Below are 18,879 nucleotides of genomic sequence, written 5' to 3'. Positions count from 1 at the left end.
ACCTCACTGATTACTTAAACCGGCATTTCTTGTCGTGTCTTCTGAATATATTCATCGATTTCTTTTGCTGCTATTTTTCCGGCGCCCATCGCTAAAATAACCGTCGCTGCGCCAGTTACAATATCTCCTCCGGCAAAGACACCTGGAATAGATGTCGCCGCAGTCTCGGGGTTTGCATCAACGTAGCCCCATTTATTGGTCGCAAGCTCAGGAAAAGTATCAAGTAATACTTTATTCGCACCTTGCCCGATTGCTTCAATCGCTGTGTCTGCATCAATAATGAACTCACTACCTGGAATTACAACAGGTCTTCGACGTCCAGATTCATCCGGCTCGCCCAATTCCATTTGTACGCATTTCACAGCCTTTAACGTTCCTTTATCATCACTGATATATTCAATAGGATTTGTCAGCCAGTGATAATTGATGCCTTCCTCCACAGAGTGATGATATTCCTCCACACGTGCCGGCAGCTCTTCCAATGAACGTCGATAGATAACTGAAACATTTTCAGCCCCTAGGCGTTTTGCCGAGCGTGCCGCATCCATCGCTACATTCCCGCCGCCGATTACGACAACATTCTTAGATTTTTGAACCGGCGTATCATACTGAGGAAACTCATAGCCATGCATCAAATTGATACGAGTCAGATATTCGCTGGATGAATAAACACCATTTAACGAAGTACCGGGAATCCCCATAAAGTTAGGTGCACCCGCACCGACAGATAAGTAACAAGCATCAAATTCTTCCATAATTTCCGCCATCGTAATCGTTTTTCCAATTACGACATTGGTTTCAATTGTGACTCCTTGAGCCACGATTCGTTCAATTTCTTTATTCACAATCCGTTTCGGCAGACGGAACTCAGGAATTCCATAAGTAAGCACGCCTCCCGGAAGATGTAATGCTTCATAGACAATCACTTCATAGCCTAGCTTTGCCAGATCACCGGCAGTTGTCAAACCAGAAGGACCGGAACCGATGACAGCAACGCGCCCTTTTTCTCCGGACACTTCTTTATATTCAATCGGCTGCTCTAACGCCCAATCTGCTACCAGACGCTCCAGCTTGCCAATAGCTACCGGCTCAAATTTTTTCGAACGTCCCAGACGACAAACCATTTCACATTGCTTTTCCTGTGGACAAACACGACCACAGATTGCCGGAAGATTCGTATACTTGCTCAATACAGCATGAGCTGTCGGCATGTCGCCATCTTCAATCGCTTTGATAAAGCCCGGGATATCAATCATAACCGGACAGTTTTCGATACAGGGCGCATTTTTACATTGTAGGCATCGACTAGCCTCCAACTGACCTTCCTCCAAGGAATAACCAAAAGCAACCTCATCAAAATTATGACAGCGAACAGCGGCTTCCTGTTCTCTCATTGGTGTTTGTGTATGACTTCTTTTCACTTTAGCCATGCTGCTTCACCTGCTTTTCATATCGTTCATTTGACTGTTCTTCCTCCGGACGGTATTGCTGCATGCGATTAATAAACTCATCCCAATCCACTTCTTCTCCCAAAAACTCTGGTCCGTCCACACAGGCAAACTTGATTGTATCAGCGATTGTTACTCGACAACCTCCACACATCCCTGTACCGTCAATCATAATTGGATTCAAAGAAACATAAATAGGCACATGGTATTTTTGCGCAGTCATCGTTGCAAATTTCATCATAATACTTGGCCCGATTGCCCAAGCATAGGAGATTTCTTCTCGTTGAAAAACCTCTTCCATTGCCTGAGTGACTAAGCCTTTTGTGCCAACTGAACCATCATCTGTCATCAAAATCAATTCATCGGAATATGCCGCACATTCATCTTGTAGTATGAGTAATTCTGAGGTTTTTGCACCTAAAACCGTAATTACACGATTTCCGGCTTCCTTTAGTCCTTTGACAATCGGGAACAATGCCGCAATCCCCACACCGCCGCCAACTAAGAGCACTGTACCGAAATTTTTGATTTCAGTCGGCTTTCCTAATGGGCCAACCAAATCCGTCAGCTCCATACCAGCCATCACTGTCGCTAATTGTGCAGTTGACTTTCCAATAACCTGAAAAATCAATCGTACCCAGCCTTTTTCAGCATCCACATCAACAATCGTCAAAGGAATTCGCTCTCCTTTTTCATCGATGCGTAAAATAACGAATTGACCAGGTTGAGCTTTTTGCGCAATGCGCGGTGCCTCTACAAGAATATCAAATTCTGTAGGAGCTAATTCTTTGCGTTCTATTATTTTAAACAAAATTACTCACACTTCCTTTTACGCTTCTGCTTCTACCAAAGCTTTAACAAAAGCTTTCAGTCTCTCTTCGTCTTCGTCATCTGCCGCATTTTCAATTTTCACCAGCTCCGCACCTTTTGTCGCGCCGGTTTCCCCAAATGCTTTATCAAAATCTATCGCCGCAAAACAGAAATAATCCGGATATAGCTCACTATCTCCACTACCTACAACACCAAAGACTTTTCCCGATAAATCTTGTTCCGGCAGTTCTTCATAAAAATCTTCTAAGTCAAATGGTCGTTCCCCATCGCCATCTGTATAAGTTGCCAATACACAAATATCAGCATCTTCATACGTATCTTCGTCCGCATCATCGGCTTCAATACGTTCTACATCAATATCCAGCTCTTCAAAAGCTGCCTCCAATATTTCTGAAATTCCCTCTGTGTTTCCAGTTGCACTTGCATATACGATTTTTGCTAATGTCATACAATGTTCATCCTCTCATTTTTTAATCATTTATTTCATAAGAACATAGAAAATAGTGAATCTATGTTCATTAGAACCTTTTTTATGCTGCCCACCATTCTGTGAAAACTTCCTTAGGCTGCAATTGCTTCTCGTCTGCAACTTTTACTTAAATCATTGAATCAAATCTGTTACAATAACTTTGTAAAGATTTGTTGAGAAGGAAAAGCTTCTTCATCGGAAATCTACAGTTGAATAGGCGCACTGCTCAACACTCCGTTTCAAATTTGATGAAGGGAAGTGAATAGGCATAATTGTGAATATCATCACAATAGAATAATATGCCGCTGATTATGAACAGAAAAGCTTTATGGATTACTCAAACCGCTGTATTACTTGCACTATTGATTGCTGTACAGGCCGTCACTTCCGGCTTTGGCAGCACCTTGTTGACCGGCTCACTTGTCAATTTCATTTTAATTGTAAGCGTTGTCACCGTCGGGTTACCCAGCGGTTTAACAATCGCACTGCTGTCACCGTTCTTTGCATTTATGTTTGGTATCGGACCTAAGTTCTGGCAAATCATTCTTTGCGTGGCTATTGGAAATGCCGTGTTAGTCATTCTTTGGCATTTACTAAGAAATAGCTCGAAGAACCAATTCACTGCCTTTACTGTTTCGGCAATCGTCGCTGCTGCCGCAAAATTTTTAGTGCTGTATGGTCTTGTTGTAAAATTGGTTGTGCCGATTGTTTTAGGAATTCCTGAACCAAATGCCAGCGTTGTTTCCGCGGCTTTCTCGTTTCCACAGTTATTTACCGCACTCATTGGCGGTGCTTTAGCAGTAGTAATCCTTCCGTTGCTAACAAAAGCTTTGCCGCAAGAAAACTAGCCATTATCTAAAGACGTGAGATGAGTAATTTCTTTACTATTCATCTCACGTCTTTTTGCTAGCTCCCGTCAATGCTCCTCAGGCATTTTCCTAGCTGTTGCGGCTTCTTACGAATGTTGAACAACGGAACGATCCTTATACGAGGTGTGAAGTAAGTGATGTGCCTTTTCACTACCTGGCTGCTCTAAAAATTCTTTATACAAATGCTGAACAATCGGACTGTCATTTGATTTCCTCAGCTTTCTGGCTGAATCTTCCACATAAAGAGCCGCAGCACGTTTCGCTTTCAAATCAATAAAGTTTCGTACCGATGCCGGTTGAACAGGTTGACCACCGCCATTGATACAGCCGCCGGGACAACCCATAATTTCCACAAAATGGTAAAAAGCTTCATTGTTTTGAATCTTTTTGATAAGTCGCTTCGCATTGCCAATTCCAGAAGCTACGGCAACTCGCACTTCCGTGCCGTTTACTTCATAGGTTGCTTCCTTGATGCCAGCCATGCCTCGAACCTCAGCGAAATCTAACGCCTTCAGCTCTTCACCGGATAAGGTTTCCACTGCTGTTCGCAAAGCTGCCTCCATGACACCACCTGTTGCCCCAAAGATATAGCCGGCGCCTGTTGCTTCTCCTAAAGGATTGTCAAAGGCTTCGTCCTCCAGCTCAGGGAAACGAATCCCTGCTTTATCAATCATTCGAGCCAGCTCCCTGGTAGTCAGCGCTACATCTACATCAGAATAGCCAGCTGCATCTTCATCTTCCCTTGTTACTTCAAATTTTTTAGCCGTACATGGCATAATCCCTACAACAAAAATATCCTTTGGATCAATGCCCATTTTCTCCGCATACCAAGTTTTTACTAATGCCCCAAACATCTGCTGTGGTGATTTACAGCTGGAAAGATTCGGTATCAGCTCCGGATGATACGATTCACAATACTTCACCCAGCCCGGAGAGCAGGAGGTAAATAAAGGAAACGGTCCATCATTTGCTACTCGGTCTAAAAACTCAGCGGCTTCTTCCATGATCGTGAAATCAGCTGCCACATTCGTGTCAAACACCTTGTCAAAGCCAATTCGCCGCAGGGCCGCTACCATCTTTCCTTCAACATTTGTACCAATTGGCATATTGAAGGCTTCTCCTAATGTTACACGGATAGACGGGGCAGTCTGTACAACGACATATTTCGAAGGATCTTCCAGTGCTTCCCAGACTTCTTTCGTCTGATCTTTTTCTGCAATTGCCCCTGTCGGACAAGCAACGATACACTGTCCACAAGAGATACAGGATACTTCACCTAGATTCTGCTCAAAGGCACAGCCGATGTGTGTCTTAAAGCCGCGTTCATTGGAACCAATAACCCCAATCGCTTGTATCTTCGAACAAGCAGCTACACAGCGTTTGCACAAGATACATTTATTGTTGTTTCGGTACATGTGCACGGTGCTGTCATCGAAGGCGTACTCGTAGTTTTCTCCATTGTAATAATCTTCATCATCTACATTGAAATCTTTGCAGAGCTTCTGCAGCTCACAATTACCATTGCGAATACAAGATAAGCATTTCCGTTCATGTGTAGACAAAATCAGCTCCAAGTTAATCTTCCGTGATTGAAAAACCTTTTCGGAATTTGTGACAATTTTCATTCCTTCACGAATAGGATATACACAGGATGTAGCTAAACTCCTAGCACCTTCTACCTCAACCACACACATCCGACAAGCGCCGATTTCATTAATCTCTTTTAAGAAACATAGTGTTGGAATATCAATATTATTATGGCGTGCCGCTTCTAAGATCGTGGACCCTTCAGGAGCACTGCATGTTTTACCATTAATTGTAATCGTAATTTCTTTCACAGGTTCCACCTCCTAACCCACATTAATCGCTTTGAAGCGACAAGTATCAATACATAAGCCACATTTGATGCACACTGCCTGATCAATTTCATGTACTTTTTTAACCTCGCCATGAATTGCCGAAACCGGACACGTTTTAGCACAGGCCGTACAACCAGTACAATTTTCCGGATCAATCGTATATTGAATCAAATTCTTACAGACACCTGCTGGACAACGATGTTCCAAAACATGTGCCAGATACTCCTCTTTAAAGTAATGATAGGTGGACAATACAGGATTCGGTGCCGTTTGACCTAAACCACACAGCGAATTTTCACTGATATGATGGCAAAGCTCCTCCATCTTGTCTAAATCCTCTAGCGTCGCTTTGCCCATTGTGATTTTTTCCAAAATCTCCAGCAAACGCTTCGTTCCAATTCGACAAGGCACACACTTGCCGCAGCTTTCTTCTACAGTAAACTCCAAGAAGAATTTCGCAATATCCACCATACAGTTCTGTTCATCCATTACAATCAATCCGCCTGATCCCATCATTGAACCAATTGCAGTTAAATTGTCATAGTCGATTGCTACATCGTAATGCTCAGGAGGAATACAGCCACCGGAAGGACCACCCGTTTGAGCGGCTTTAAATTTCTTCCCATCTGGAATACCGCCGCCAATATCCTCAACGATTTCCCGCAATGTCGTCCCCATCGGAATCTCAACCAACCCTGTATTTTGAATTTTCCCACCTAAGGCAAAGACTTTTGTTCCTTTAGATTTCTCTGTCCCCATCGAAGCAAACCATTCAGAACCCTTTACGATGATTTGCGGGATATTCGCCAAGGTTTCCACATTATTAACAATTGTAGGTTTGCCAAAAAGCCCTTTGACTGCTGGAAATGGCGGACGAGGACGCGGCTCTCCACGTTTTCCTTCAATACTTTCTAAAAGCGCTGTTTCTTCACCACAAACGAATGCTCCTGAACCCAAACGTAAATCTAAATCAAAGCTAAAGTCCGTACCGAGAATATTCTCTCCTAGAAATCCTGTTTCCCGTGCTTGGTCAATGGCAATTTGCAGCCGCTTAACAGCAGTCGGGTACTCCGCACGTACATAGACATAGCCTTGGCTTGCGCCTATTGTATATCCGGCAATCGTCATAGCTTCAATGATTGCATGAGGATCTCCTTCTAAGACAGAGCGATCCATAAAAGCTCCGGGATCTCCCTCATCTGCATTACAGATAACATATTTTTGGTCTGAAGGGCTTTCCTTCGCAAAGCTCCACTTCATAAAGGTTGGGAAGCCTGCACCGCCGCGACCACGTAAGCCGGATGTCTTTAACGTCGCTAACACATCGTCCCGTGAGTAAACATTCAATACCTTCGCTAATGCCTGATAGCCGTCAAAGGCAATATACTCTTCAATTTTTTCCGGATCGATTCGTCCGCAATTACGCAATGCGACCCGTTCCTGTTTTTGATAAAAGGGAGTGTCCAGCAGCTTGTTGATAATCTCTTTTGACTCGTGGTCGTGATACAACAGCTTTTCAACGACTTCGCCTTTCATAATATGCTTGGCAACAATTTTTTTGGCATCCTTCGGCTGGACCTGTCGATAAAAGGTACCTTCCGGATAGATAATCACAATAGGACCTTGCGCACACAGCCCAAAGCAGCCGGTAGAGACGATGTTGATTGTCTCACGAATCCCATTTTTTTCCAGCTCTCCCTCTAATGCTGTGATAAACTCCTGACTCTTTGAAGACAAGCACCCGGTACCTGCGCAGACCATAATCTCTTTCTCATACTGAGATTCGCCGCCTTCATCAAGACGAATATTAATCCTGTCACGATAGGCTTCTCTAAGCTCGTTTAATTGACTCCAATTTTCCATAGATTTTCTCCTGTTAAATACCTAAGCGACTGACTAAGCTTTCTTCAGGTAAGAGACGAGAACCTTATCTCCTTTTTTCTGAGTGAGACGGCCGTAAACTTCTTCATTAACGGTCAGAACAGGTGCTAATCCGCAAGCACCAATACAGCGACAGGACTCTAACGTAAATTTTCGATCAGGGGTAGTTTCTCCAGCTTTAATTTTCAGTTCCGTTTCATACGAATCTAAAATATTGCCTGCACCCTTTACATAACAGGCGGTACCAAGACAAACACTGATTGTATACTCGCCTTTGGGTACAAATGAAAATTGTGAATAAAACGTGGCAGTACTATACAGCTGCTCCAGCGGGATATCTAATCGCTCCGAAATCCGTTCCAATATCTCAATTGGCAAATAGCTGTAAATCCGCTGGGCTTCTTGTAAAGCCGGCATTTGGGCCCCTTCCTGCCCATCCAAATTGTTCAGACTGACTTCGAACTCTTCATGCTGACTTTCTGTTTCGATAAATTCAAAAACTTCTTTTACACTTACACTCATTGATTGTTCCTCTCCTTTCTTCGATTATTTTTAATCGATTGATACTATTTTTTATTTTATAAATCCCTTTACGGACTCTATGCATAGAAAACTGTCAGCTCTACCTTTTATTGCCACAAGCAGTAAATAAAAGTAACAGCTCAGAAGCAGTGGCGAGCTTTGAATGACTAGCCCTTGTTCATAGTCTAAACACAGGAATCATTACTAGTCCTCTACTTCCTTAATAGCTTCCATACATAGATAACGCTTTCATTTCAGACAGCTTAATTATATCAAAAACCAAAGTCCAATTGTGAAAAAATATACAATTAATTCACTAAAAGCACTGAGAACTTTTCTCAATAAGCTTTTATAGCGAAGAACTTTGTGAAAACGGGCAAAAGAAAGAAAAATTTGCACGACTTTTGATTTTTTCAATAGTAAATAGCGACTGCTGGTTTTCAGGTTTGAATAGAATATTTTTCAGAAAAAGAGCTGTTGAACAGACCGGAATCAGCAAACAAAAAAAAACACTATTGAAATAAATAGAATAGTGGGCTATCTCTTAAATTTGGTTGCTTATTCAATTATCTTTTCTTATACTTTTTAGTCGATAGATGCTTTGTTAATTTACCTACATAGACGTCCTTCCCCTCTTTCTCCATATAGAAGGAGTAGCCGCCCGATTTATGATGTCTATATATTTTTTTGGGTACTTTTGAAAAATAGACCTTTCTCTCATTAGACTTGTCTTTGTCATCCTTAATATTGTCGTCAGAATGATATGTCCTATCTGATAATTCATCTAAATCTGTTCCACCAATAACAAAAAAAAGTTTTTGCAATGCAAATTTTTGAACCTCAGAGGATACTTTATTAAACTCGGAAAAGAATTGATCGTGGAAATGAATATTTTTTACAGGGCAAGAAGTAGAGGTAACAGCTAATTTGGTCGTAAACAGCTCCTTATCGTAGAGCCTATCTTTCAATAACATTTGTCTGTATTCCAAAGAGTGTGTCTTAGATGATTCTTCATCGTAAATGTTCTTCACATCCTCAAGAACAGCAACTTGCCATTTCAAATCGTGTCCCAGACTGAGCAATCCATAATACCCTCTGGTACCGCATAAATCCAGACAATCCATCAGTTTCTTTTTCTCATTGTCAATCGAGGCTGCATTGCTCAATATGAGATAAAGAATATTTACTTCATCATAATCTAGAACATCTGATAAACAACCACTTTCATTTATCTCCATTTGCCAGAATTGCTCAGAATCGTAAGCCAATTGATACCCTAAATCATACTTAAATTCTTCTGTTTCAGTCAGTTGACTCAGTTCCTTTATCGCTTCAGTAGACAATGGTTTCTCGTCGCAATAAAAAGACTCACTGTTTAATAACAAATAGTATTTTTCAGCACTCATATCAGCTTCACCAATTGTTTTTGCAATTCATCAAAGAAATCAGGATAATTATTAGCCAGTTTTCCCTGCTCACTTATTGCTATGCTTTTTACATCAGCATCACTATCTACAAAGAAAATTTTACTTTCATCCGCCTGTTCAGCATGCTCTTTCACATACACACGAAAAGCATTCAAAACATGGTCACTATGCGTCTCAATGAATAATTGATTATTGTTTTTCTCACAAATGTTGAAAAGGCTCAGCAACAGATTTACCTGTGCTTTTGGGTGAAGATGAATTTCCGGATTTTCAATACAAATGACTGTATCTTTATTGGTTAAACAAGTTAGCAGAATTGGTAAGACGTACCTTATCCCCATACCAACATGAGCAATTTCAATCCCATCAATACGAATGGAATAATAATTTAGTCCGGTTTTTACTTCGATTTTGTTTTTTATTAAACCAATATCTTTCAAATAGCCGGTTAAATTTTCCATCACATCGTTGTTAACAATAGCATCATCGATATGCAAAAAATGTCCGATATGTTGGTTCTTCTTTGACGGCAAATAACAATCAACTATTTGACTTTCTGTTTGAGTGGCACTTATCTCTCGATCAGCACTTACATATAGAACACGCAGCTCTTCTTCGATTGGATTAACAACTGCCATATTAGAAAATGACTGTTGACTTCTTTCATTGATTTTCTCTTTAAACTCTCGTTTGACATCATTGATTTCGATAACAATTTTTTCTGCATCATCATTATTTTTATTTATAATATTTTCAAAGCTGACAAAGTCTAAGCCATAGGGGTTATTTCGAAGGTCATAATCCCCACTCTTCTCTTGGTTGGCGAACAACAATAAAGACTGAATAATGGTTGATTTACCAGAGGAATTTATCCCCGTAATCAAATTTATTTTTTTACACTCCAGCTGTAAGTTTCGATAACATTTAAAATCCTGAATAGTAATAGTTTTTATCATTTTATCGTCTCCCATCCCCTATGGTAGTTTGCTAAACCTAGATGCCTTCAAAAAAATCTCTAAGACTTTGTTTAGCTAAATTAATATTTTTAAGATTGTTTGTACTGCTGGAAATTGCTAAAATCAGTTCTTGGTCTTGACGTAAATAATCAAAAAAGTCTTCTACAAGGTAGCCTTCTTGCAAGCTGAAGTCCACCTCAAAGTTTTCTATACTAATCAAGACTTGGCTATAAAGCAAGGTATTGATTGAGCTTCTTCTCTTGAGAGGCGGCTTTCTGAAGCTTTGATTGCCAAAAAGCTGGCGTGCCTTTCTCAAAATGTATAGATATTTATCAACCAGCTGTTCCAATCGCTCATCATCAACCCTATTCGTTAAATAGTGTAAAACCTGATCCAGAAAATCATTCATTCGTCCCTCATACTCTAGCTCTGACGTTACTTGCCAAAAATAACTGCCAAAATACCGAAGAATCATTTCATGATGGATAAACCTATTTGTATTTACATTATCAGAAATCAAATACTTGAAATCTTCATTCTCTTCGATTAATTTGTAAAACTGCCTAATCCGCTTTGTCGTAACTGAGTTGCGAATCTCCTGTGCATTCAGCTGTGTTCCTGTCGTATTCAGGCGTTTAAAGATATCTAGCTTAACAGCATCAGGTGTTCGACTATTTATGACAAAAGCTGTCATTGAATAGTCCCGAAAATGGCGGTATTGCTTACGGGGAAGAGCTTTGACATGCTGCTTCTCTTTATCCTCTTTAAAATGACATCCTTCAAGCTCGGTTAAATATTCCAATCCCTTTAGCGCCAGTCTCCCCGACATGAATTCTCTTATTGTGTTTAACCGTTGTAACCCATCGGCCGGTATATAAACCTTATCATCTGTCATATTGAGATAAATAGCCGGAATTGGAATATTCAGTAGAATAGACTCAATCAATAAACTTTTTTGCACATCATTCCAAACAAAGTTTCTTTGAAAATCAGGGCTCATATCAATTGTAGGCTCTTCTTCTCCATCATAGCCAGTCATATAATTATATAATGTGATTAATTGAAAAGAACTTTCTGTGTAATCCACATCTTCCGGAGAATAATTATGCTTACTTCCAGCTGAAGGAGTGCTATCGTCTGTATTCTCAACACCATCACTAATTCCTTTTTGAGCTTCAGTATAGAATACGGAAAATCTTTCAGAAAGCATTTTTCGTTCATCCGCTGACAACAGATATTTTTGCAGCTCAGAGTAAAAGTCACTTTCATCATTTAGCTTAATTGCTATTTCTTCCTTCTCCAACGAAGTATATCGCAATATATTATCTGTAAAACTAACGTGTTCCAATTCTTCCATAGTATTATCTCCTCATCATCAAGTATGAATGAAATCAATTACTACATCCATTATAGCTTACCAACTATCAAGCACAAGCTTTTTATTCGCTATATTTCCCTAGCTTATTTACTATTTCATAGGGATTCTCACGAGGTTCTTCTGCAAGCAGATTGATTACTTAAAATATACTCAACCAACTATTACTGACAAAAAAGCCCAGTGAGATAATCTACTCTCACTGAGCTTCTACATGATTACTTATTAAAAATCTTCGGTCCTTTACGCATGTTGGTACGATCATTCTTTGGTGTTTCCATTTTTTCAGAACGGCCGCCGCCCTGTTTCTTTTTAATTAGCTCCAGCATTTTTTCTTTGTCTTTTTTATTCATTTCTGCCACCACCTTTACTACTACTTTTTCATATAAACAGCTCTTCCATTCAACACCTGAAATATTTCTGTTCAAAGGCAAAGGCATTCCCTCCTTCTGCTTGTTGATAGCAGGAAGACAGGAACGCCTAATTCCTTAAACAGTGGTTATCAGTGTTCTCGTAAAGCCTATCTTATTTCTTCACTAACAACGCAACAGCTTCCACGTGGAAACATAATGTAGGTCTACATATTAACTACTTAATAATCATTTCTTAATCCTAAGATTTTAGCTAAAACATTAGTAATATCAAAAGAATCTAACGGCTTTAGCTCGATAATTTCATCATAGAATCTTTGAATTTTAACTAAACTAAGTACATCGCCTTCAAAAATGTTATATGGTTTTGAAAGTTGTAAAGAGAATTTTTTAAACTCACTATAAGAGTTTTTATCTTGAAATCTAACGATATATTTTTCGTCGCTCTTTTTGTAAACAATATTCCAAATTTCTTTAAACTTATCTAGGATGTCTATTTCTCTTTGATTATTAAAATCCAATTTTAAAGATGTTTTGACAGTCCCATAGCTGCTATCTAAGTCTCTAACTGTCAATTTCCAATTTACTAAAATGTTACTCTCAAATTCGATTTCTTTTATAGATCTTTGATTTCTTTCAAAAACCTCTTTTAGCTTCATTACAATATATAGAATGGGTGCATCATCTAAATCACTAACTATCTTGTTTATATAGGATATGTTATTTATTATTTCTTCACAATGATAATTACAGCACGAAGAGAACATTTTTAATGTCCCTCCATTAATATATCCATGCATCTCCATCAAATGCTTAAACTCTTCATATATCTTTCTGTCATCATCAGAAGTTAAATCCAAAGGTGTATAATAGCTTCCATTTTTGTACACATTGCTCTCATAATAGAATTTATCCTTACATTTTTCGAATAGTAACATATCAAAATAGAGTTTTTTCAACTCTTCATCAATTCTATAGTGAATGTCGCAATTATAGTTATGATTATAATATTTGTTTATATCTTCATAATGTACGTTTTCAAATATATACTTTGCAGCTAAAATATCTTCGGAAGCTCTATAAAAAAATCTTTCAGAAGCAACTGAATTCAGTTCTATTTTTTCCAATTCAAAATCATGCTTAATAAAATCTCGAATATTTGTAGCATCTTGTTGAATGCCTCTCTCTATACACTTTATTTCTAGAATAACTTCTTCTATAGTTGGCCGCTCTGAAGGATTTTGTCTCATACATTGCTCAACTAATCTATCTAAGTCGCCAAGCCATGGATACATATCAGCAATCTCAATAAAATTTGTACCTAAAGGATTTTCTTTTGTAAATAGCTCATTAATAATACATCCCAATGCATAAATATCTACAGCCTTACTGATTTCTTTTGCGTAACCGTCCTTTCTTTGCTCAGGAGCAGCATAAGACTTGTTCGCTAGACGATCATTTGGTTGAGTAATATTTGCACCTTCAAAATGTGCAATCCCTAAGTCTGTTAATACTAATTTTTCTTCTTTTACTAAGATATTTTCAGGTTTAATATCTCTATGAATCACACCTCTATCATGAATATATCTTAGACCTTCTCCTATTTGAAGTATAAAATTAAAATATTTCAAATAATTGGTTTCGATTTCTATAACCTCTCTAAACGTTTCATTGTATAAAGGCATGATGTAATAAAGTTCATCATTGAACTTGCCAAAACCATATACGTTTATAAGGTTTTCATGAGAATTTTCTTTACAAAATCTTGTTTCATTCAAAAATCTCTTCTTATTTTCTTTGCTAAATCGTTTAAGAATCTTAATAGCATATTGCTCATTACAACATTCAGCTTCCCATACAATTCCATTTCCACCATTTTTCAGAAGTTGAATAAATGTATAAGTTCGACCACCATTTTCTATAGATTTACCTTTATATTTTGACATAATATCTCCTACCTTAAACCATTTTTCATCCATAACAAATATTGAACTTATTTAGATTGAAAATTTTCTACAATAGTGTATATAAAATGAAGAAATGGTTAAACTAGCTATAGCGCTTTTGTAACAACGCAACAGCTTCCACGTGGGCTGTTTGAGGGAATAAATCCACTGGCTGAATCTTCTTCACTTCATACTGTTCACCATACAGCTTCAAATCTCTTGCCAATGTTGCAGGATTGCAGGAGATATAAACAATTCGTTCCGGTGCCATTTCCATAGACGTTTCGATAAACGATGGCGTTAACCCTTTTCTTGGCGGATCAACCACTAATACAGTCGGATTGATACCGGAGTCTTTCCATTGTGTCATAACACTTTCTGCTGCCCCTGCCTTGAAGGTTACATTGTCGATTTCATTATGGAAAGCATTGATTCTTGCATCTTCAATGGCATCCTTCACAATTTCAACTCCGTAAACATGCTTCACACGGTCTGCCAACGATAAACCAATCGTACCAATCCCACAGTATGCATCAATTACGATGTCGTCCTTAGTCAGTCCGGCAAAATCCATTGCAGTTTGATATAAATATTCCGTTTGCTCTGTGTTCACCTGATAGAAGGATGGCGCGGAAATTCGATAGGTCTTACCCAGCAGCTGATCTTCAATATAGTTCTGACCATACAACACTCGGGACTCTTTTCCTAAAATCACATTGGTTTTATCCGGGTTGATGTTATGAATAATTGAAACAACCTCCGGCAATTCCTTCAAAATCACTTCAACAATTTGCTCATGCTTAAAAAGTTTTTCTGTTCTTGTCACAAGCACAACCATCATTTGATGAGAGTAGTGACCTCTGCGAATAATGATTTGTCGCAGATTTCCAGTATGCGCTTCTTCATCATACGGTTTCACACTGAAACGTCTCATAATATCACGAATCGTCATAACTGCCTGATCGATTGCAGGGTCTTGAATATAAAAATCGGTAATTGGTACTAAATCATGACTGTTCTTGCGGTAGAACCCAGTCTCTAATTCACGATTTACTTTACGAACAGGAATCTGGGCTTTGTTTCGGTACCCAACGGGATTTGCCATGCCAACACTTGGTAACACCGGCACATCAGGCATTTTGCTAATCTTATTCAAAACATTTTCTACTTGCTTCTGCTTGAACAGCAGCTGTGCCTCGTAAGTCATGTGCTGTAAGGGAGCAATCCCTGTTCTCAACAAGCTTTCATCCGTCAGCTCCACACGATCGGGGCTGTCAGTCAATCGTTCTAATACTTTTCCGTAACCAAATTTGTTCCCTACCTTAAGAACAAGCACCTTCACTTTTTCTCCCGGCAAACTGTTTTCTATAAATAGAGGATAGCCGTCTACTTTGCCTACCCCTAAACCTTCATGCGTCAAATCAATAATGTCTAATTCAATCGTTTCATTTTTCTTAACAGGATATGTTTTCATAAGTCGTCCCTTCTTTTCTCACTTGTTCCATTCTAATGAAAAAACCCTGTAAAAGCAACCAACTCTCATGTTTTTTCCATACTTTCGAAAACTCAGCTTTTTCTACAAAATATTTATCATTTCCAAACTTAAGTCAAACCTACCTGACATTATCCCCGCTTACTTTAATTACATAAGTTAGTTTAGTTTCCAATTGTTCATTTATTCACATTAAGACTTTACTATTTATCTTATAGAAATGTACTTCAATTATTTCTATACGCATCATATTGTGAAATATCATACAAGATTGGGGACTTATTGAATTATGAACATTTTAGACATTTTCAAAACAACACTCACGGATATGAGCATTGTCAGCTCTATCACATCCACCGTATTTATCATCATGCTGGGCTTCCTATGCCGCAAAAAAGGAATCTTCAATGACCAAGTCGGAAAAATTCTTTCAAAGGTTGTTCTGACCGTTGCCTTGCCGGCTCTAGCCTTCAAAGCATTTATGCAAGACATTAATCCGGATTTGCTAAAGCAAGGAATTAACGTACTGATTTGGGGATTGGTTATCTACGTCTTACTTATCTTTATCTCTAAACCATTTTTCCTTAGCTACAAAGGAGACAAACAGGATACACTGCGTGTCCTGACAATTTTCGGCTCTACGACGTTCTTTGGAACACCAATCGTCAGCGCCATCTACGGCTCTGTCGGCGTTATGTATTCTTCTATTTTTAACATCGGCTACCGTATCTTCCTATATTCTTACGGCTACATCAAAATGAGTGGTCTAAAAATGGAACTGAAAAATATCAAAACAATGTTCATGAATCCGATTATTATCGCAACCTTTGCTGGTTTGCTGATTTGGATTTTCCAAGGCTACTTACCACAAATGACCGTGCCGCTTGCTGAGGGCGGAACAACACAGGTTGCTTTCTTAAGAATCGATCAAACAGCAGTATGGCTGTTCAAACCAATGGAATATTTAGCTGGTCTTTCATCACCTCTTGCTTGGCTATCTATCGGAGCTACATTAGGTGAAGTCAGCTTCAAGAAAGCTGCTGCAGATAAGACTTCATGGTATTACAGCTTAGTAAAAATCATTTTTGTTCCAGCTGTCAACATCGTTTGTCTTGCTTTACTTACAGCGACAAACATCCTGCCGGTTAACTTCGAATCATTGGCAACAATCGTCATCATGATGGCCGCACCAACTGCAACTGTTGCAGCAGCTTATGCTATCAGCTTTGACAAGGATGCTGTTTTAGCTTCTAACGCTTCCTTACTCTCCACTGTTGTGGCAGTCGCCATGACACCAATTTGGATTATCGTTCTGGAAGTTATTAAAAATATCGGCATGTTTTAAGAAATAAACATTCACTTAAGGAGGATCTACCATGTTTAAAATAGCCTGTTACGGCGTCAGACCAAATGAAGTATCATTTTTCAATCAGTTAAATGTTTACAACTATGAGCTTACTTTAATCGAGGGATTGCTTACACATGACAATATTGAGACTGCTAAAGGACACGATGCTGTTCTCCTAAGAGGGAATTGCGTAGCCGACAGTCAAAACATCGACAAGTTCAATGAATATGGCATCAAATATGTATTTACTCGTACTGTAGGATTTAATCATATTGATTTGGATGCTGCGGCAAAATACGAGATGAAGGTTGCACGCGTTCCTTCTTATTCTCCGAATGCCATCGCTGAGCTGTCACTGACTTTAGCAATGATGCTGCTGCGCCACACAGCCTATACAACCATGCGAACATCCTACAAAAACTTTATCGTTGATGAAGAAATGTTCAGTAAAGAAGTACGCAACTGTACCGTTGGTGTTATCGGTACAGGAAAAATTGGTTTAACAGAAGCCAACCTATTCAAAGGCTTAGGTGCAAAGGTCATCGGCTATGATATCTATCAATCTGATGCCGCAAAAGAAGTCTTGGCATTTAAAGAGCTGGACGAGCTGCTTGCTGAAAGTGATATTGTCAGCCTTCACGTGCCGTTTATTCCAGGTGAAAACGATCAAATGATTAACGCGGAATTCCTTGCGAAAATGAAACCCGGTGCTATCCTTATCAATACTGCACGTGGTGAACTGCAGGACAATGAAGCCATCTTGAATGCGCTGGAAAGTAATCATCTTGCCGGCTTTGGAACAGACGTATTTGCCAATGAAAAAGACCTGTTTTTCAAGGCCTTCCAACCATGGCAAGCATTACCAGATGGAACGGTTCAACGATTGATTGATCTTTATCCTAGAGTCTTGGTAACACCGCATATTGGCTCAAACACAGACGAAGCACTAAGCAATATGATTACGACAAGCTTTGAAAACTTCAATGATACCCTAACATCGGGAACATCTGTTAATGAGTTGGAGTTGCCAAAGGTAAGTCAGGCTGTTTAAATAGAATCCAAAAAGAACGAGTCAGTGTAAAAACTGATTCGCTCTTTTTTGTTTTATAACTTTTTTAGTCGAGCGTTAATCGCTAAACAATCAGCTCTCCTCTTCAATCATCTGTTCTCGGTATTGCTCCATTTTCTCTTGGAAGTAGGTCTCCGTCTTGCCATAGGTTGTATAGGTAATGGCATTCGCTCCCGCATCAATGGTTTCTTTAATCTGTTCTTCCGTCTTACCACCTGATGCGATAATCGGGAATTCCGGGAATTGCTCTCGAATCCAACGTACCAGCTTGACCGTATCCTTTCCACCGGCAACATTGAAAATATCAACACCTGATTCAATCAGCTTTGCTATGTCTCGTTTGTCATTAACAACCGTATAAATGATAGGGATATCTACCGATTCATTCACAACTTCGATAGTATGTATATCCGCCGGTCCGTTCAACACGACCCCATAAGCCCCTTGCTCCTCCGCAAATGTACCTAAACGAGCAGAACGATTCCCCGAGGTCAATCCTCCACCAATCCCTGCAAATATTGGTGCTTGAGAAACCTGAGAAACAGCTGATAAAATTCGCGTATTCGGTGTCCAAGGATAAACAGCCAAAATCGCATCAGCATCATTGTTGGCAATTACTGCCACATCCATCGTGTAAATGATACTCTTGATTCGTTTGCCATAAATACTAATTCCACTCGCTTCACGAATAGCTTTCGGCATCTTGATAATACTCTGTCTTAGCTCTGAAGACAGCTCAGGAATATACTTTTGGGCTTTGTCCATCGTGTTCCCTCCTTTTCCACTCAATCATACTAAAAAAGTATAGATTTGTCCTTTTCAATCGTTTAGAAGGGAAAGAGAAAGAGACAAAAAAAGAAACGTCCAGCGAATTAGATTTTTTGGACGTTTTTGGAATGTGGTGGGTGGGTTACATCGTGGTTAGGTTAAAACCAGAAAAATCAAAGAAGCATTATCAAAATCATTCGGATTTACATTACACTTTGTTTAGATTAAAACGCTTTTTCTGTTGCTAC

At 39.2% G+C, this 18,879-nt stretch carries 16 protein-coding genes; 3 read left to right on the top strand and 13 right to left on the bottom strand.

What is annotated here, in order from left to right:
* Positions 1-14: 14 nt before the first annotated feature.
* Genes gltA through IW510_RS09035 form a run of 3 tightly spaced genes read right to left on the bottom strand, consistent with a single transcriptional unit; the run spans position 15 to position 2,727 of the window.
* The gene (gene gltA / locus IW510_RS09045; protein WP_202058791.1) at positions 15-1,430 is read right to left on the bottom strand and encodes an NADPH-dependent glutamate synthase; all 1,416 of its coding nucleotides are present in this window, start codon (positions 1,428-1,430) and stop codon (positions 15-17) included.
* A complete protein-coding gene (locus IW510_RS09040) occupies positions 1,423-2,259 on the bottom strand; it encodes a sulfide/dihydroorotate dehydrogenase-like FAD/NAD-binding protein (protein ID WP_202058789.1) in 837 nt (278 codons plus the stop codon). The genes gltA and IW510_RS09040 overlap by 8 nt, the downstream gene beginning before the upstream one ends.
* 18 nt (positions 2,260-2,277) lie before the next feature.
* Entirely contained in the window at positions 2,278-2,727 is a 450-nt protein-coding gene (locus IW510_RS09035) for a flavodoxin (protein WP_202058787.1), read from the bottom strand.
* Positions 2,728-3,059: 332 nt separating this feature from the next.
* On the opposite strand from IW510_RS09035, the gene IW510_RS09030 reads away from it, so the two are divergent.
* On the top strand, positions 3,060-3,596 hold the full coding sequence (locus IW510_RS09030; protein WP_202058785.1) for an ECF transporter S component: 537 nt from the start codon (positions 3,060-3,062) through the stop codon (positions 3,594-3,596).
* Positions 3,597-3,703: 107 nt separating this feature from the next.
* Here the strand turns inward: IW510_RS09030 and IW510_RS09025 are convergent, their stop codons facing one another.
* The 9 genes from IW510_RS09025 to rlmD all read right to left on the bottom strand — a co-directional run bounded on the left by IW510_RS09025 (position 3,704) and on the right by rlmD (position 15,428).
* Positions 3,704-5,455: an NADH-dependent [FeFe] hydrogenase, group A6 gene (locus IW510_RS09025; RefSeq protein WP_202058783.1), complete on the bottom strand. Its 1,752-nt coding sequence runs from the start codon at positions 5,453-5,455 to the stop codon at positions 3,704-3,706.
* Positions 5,456-5,467: 12 nt separating this feature from the next.
* Positions 5,468-7,339, bottom strand: coding sequence for an NADH-quinone oxidoreductase subunit NuoF (gene nuoF, locus IW510_RS09020; protein WP_202058781.1), 1,872 nt, complete (start codon positions 7,337-7,339; stop codon positions 5,468-5,470).
* A gap of 33 nt (positions 7,340-7,372) precedes the next feature.
* Positions 7,373-7,879, bottom strand: coding sequence for an NADH-quinone oxidoreductase subunit NuoE family protein (locus tag IW510_RS09015; RefSeq protein WP_202058779.1), 507 nt, complete (start codon positions 7,877-7,879; stop codon positions 7,373-7,375).
* Positions 7,880-8,445: 566 nt separating this feature from the next.
* Positions 8,446-9,285, bottom strand: coding sequence for a hypothetical protein (locus IW510_RS09010; RefSeq protein ID WP_202058777.1), 840 nt, complete (start codon positions 9,283-9,285; stop codon positions 8,446-8,448).
* Positions 9,282-10,262, bottom strand: a complete 981-nt coding sequence (locus IW510_RS09005) for a DUF3696 domain-containing protein (RefSeq protein ID WP_202058775.1) — start codon at positions 10,260-10,262, stop codon at positions 9,282-9,284. The genes IW510_RS09010 and IW510_RS09005 overlap by 4 nt, the downstream gene beginning before the upstream one ends.
* A 37-nt stretch (positions 10,263-10,299) precedes the next feature.
* Complete coding sequence (locus IW510_RS09000) at positions 10,300-11,619, bottom strand: DUF262 domain-containing protein (protein ID WP_202058773.1); 1,320 nt, start codon at positions 11,617-11,619, stop codon at positions 10,300-10,302.
* Between the two features lie 236 nt (positions 11,620-11,855).
* On the bottom strand, positions 11,856-12,071 hold the full coding sequence (locus tag IW510_RS08995; protein ID WP_202058986.1) for a hypothetical protein: 216 nt from the start codon (positions 12,069-12,071) through the stop codon (positions 11,856-11,858).
* A gap of 158 nt (positions 12,072-12,229) precedes the next feature.
* Positions 12,230-13,954: a serine/threonine-protein kinase gene (locus IW510_RS08990; RefSeq protein ID WP_202058771.1), complete on the bottom strand. Its 1,725-nt coding sequence runs from the start codon at positions 13,952-13,954 to the stop codon at positions 12,230-12,232.
* Between the two features lie 103 nt (positions 13,955-14,057).
* Entirely contained in the window at positions 14,058-15,428 is a 1,371-nt protein-coding gene (gene rlmD, locus IW510_RS08985; RefSeq protein ID WP_202058769.1) for a 23S rRNA (uracil(1939)-C(5))-methyltransferase RlmD, read from the bottom strand.
* Between the two features lie 307 nt (positions 15,429-15,735).
* On the opposite strand from rlmD, the gene IW510_RS08980 reads away from it, so the two are divergent.
* Complete coding sequence (locus tag IW510_RS08980) at positions 15,736-16,791, top strand: AEC family transporter (RefSeq protein ID WP_202058767.1); 1,056 nt, start codon at positions 15,736-15,738, stop codon at positions 16,789-16,791.
* A gap of 31 nt (positions 16,792-16,822) precedes the next feature.
* Positions 16,823-17,845, top strand: a complete 1,023-nt coding sequence (locus IW510_RS08975) for a 2-hydroxyacid dehydrogenase (protein WP_202058765.1) — start codon at positions 16,823-16,825, stop codon at positions 17,843-17,845.
* 90 nt (positions 17,846-17,935) lie between these two features.
* On the opposite strand, the gene IW510_RS08970 is transcribed toward IW510_RS08975, so the two are convergent.
* Positions 17,936-18,628, bottom strand: a complete 693-nt coding sequence (locus tag IW510_RS08970) for a hydrolase (protein WP_202058763.1) — start codon at positions 18,626-18,628, stop codon at positions 17,936-17,938.
* Positions 18,629-18,879: the final 251 nt, after the last annotated feature.

Source organism: Enterococcus sp. BWR-S5 (genome assembly GCF_016745255.1).
Classification (GTDB): Bacteria; Bacillota; Bacilli; order Lactobacillales; family Enterococcaceae; genus Enterococcus_L.
This window is presented reverse-complemented; position numbering and strand designations above follow the sequence as displayed.

What these genes read in the sequence shown, in the direction of transcription:
- IW510_RS09015 (WP_202058779.1), bottom strand. Translation starts at nt 7,879, where the DNA reads ATGAGTGTAAGTGTAAAAGAAGTTTTTGAATTTATCGAAACAGAAAGT.
- IW510_RS08990 (WP_202058771.1), bottom strand. Translation starts at nt 13,954, where the DNA reads ATGTCAAAATATAAAGGTAAATCTATAGAAAATGGTGGTCGAACTTAT.
- IW510_RS09035 (WP_202058787.1), bottom strand. Translation starts at nt 2,727, where the DNA reads ATGACATTAGCAAAAATCGTATATGCAAGTGCAACTGGAAACACAGAG.
- IW510_RS08975 (WP_202058765.1), top strand. Translation starts at nt 16,823, where the DNA reads ATGTTTAAAATAGCCTGTTACGGCGTCAGACCAAATGAAGTATCATTT.
- IW510_RS09005 (WP_202058775.1), bottom strand. Translation starts at nt 10,262, where the DNA reads ATGATAAAAACTATTACTATTCAGGATTTTAAATGTTATCGAAACTTA.
- IW510_RS09030 (WP_202058785.1), top strand. Translation starts at nt 3,060, where the DNA reads ATGAACAGAAAAGCTTTATGGATTACTCAAACCGCTGTATTACTTGCA.
- IW510_RS09000 (WP_202058773.1), bottom strand. Translation starts at nt 11,619, where the DNA reads ATGGAAGAATTGGAACACGTTAGTTTTACAGATAATATATTGCGATAT.
- rlmD (WP_202058769.1), bottom strand. Translation starts at nt 15,428, where the DNA reads ATGAAAACATATCCTGTTAAGAAAAATGAAACGATTGAATTAGACATT.
- IW510_RS09010 (WP_202058777.1), bottom strand. Translation starts at nt 9,285, where the DNA reads ATGAGTGCTGAAAAATACTATTTGTTATTAAACAGTGAGTCTTTTTAT.
- IW510_RS08980 (WP_202058767.1), top strand. Translation starts at nt 15,736, where the DNA reads ATGAACATTTTAGACATTTTCAAAACAACACTCACGGATATGAGCATT.
- IW510_RS08970 (WP_202058763.1), bottom strand. Translation starts at nt 18,628, where the DNA reads ATGGACAAAGCCCAAAAGTATATTCCTGAGCTGTCTTCAGAGCTAAGA.
- nuoF (WP_202058781.1), bottom strand. Translation starts at nt 7,339, where the DNA reads ATGGAAAATTGGAGTCAATTAAACGAGCTTAGAGAAGCCTATCGTGAC.
- gltA (WP_202058791.1), bottom strand. Translation starts at nt 1,430, where the DNA reads ATGGCTAAAGTGAAAAGAAGTCATACACAAACACCAATGAGAGAACAG.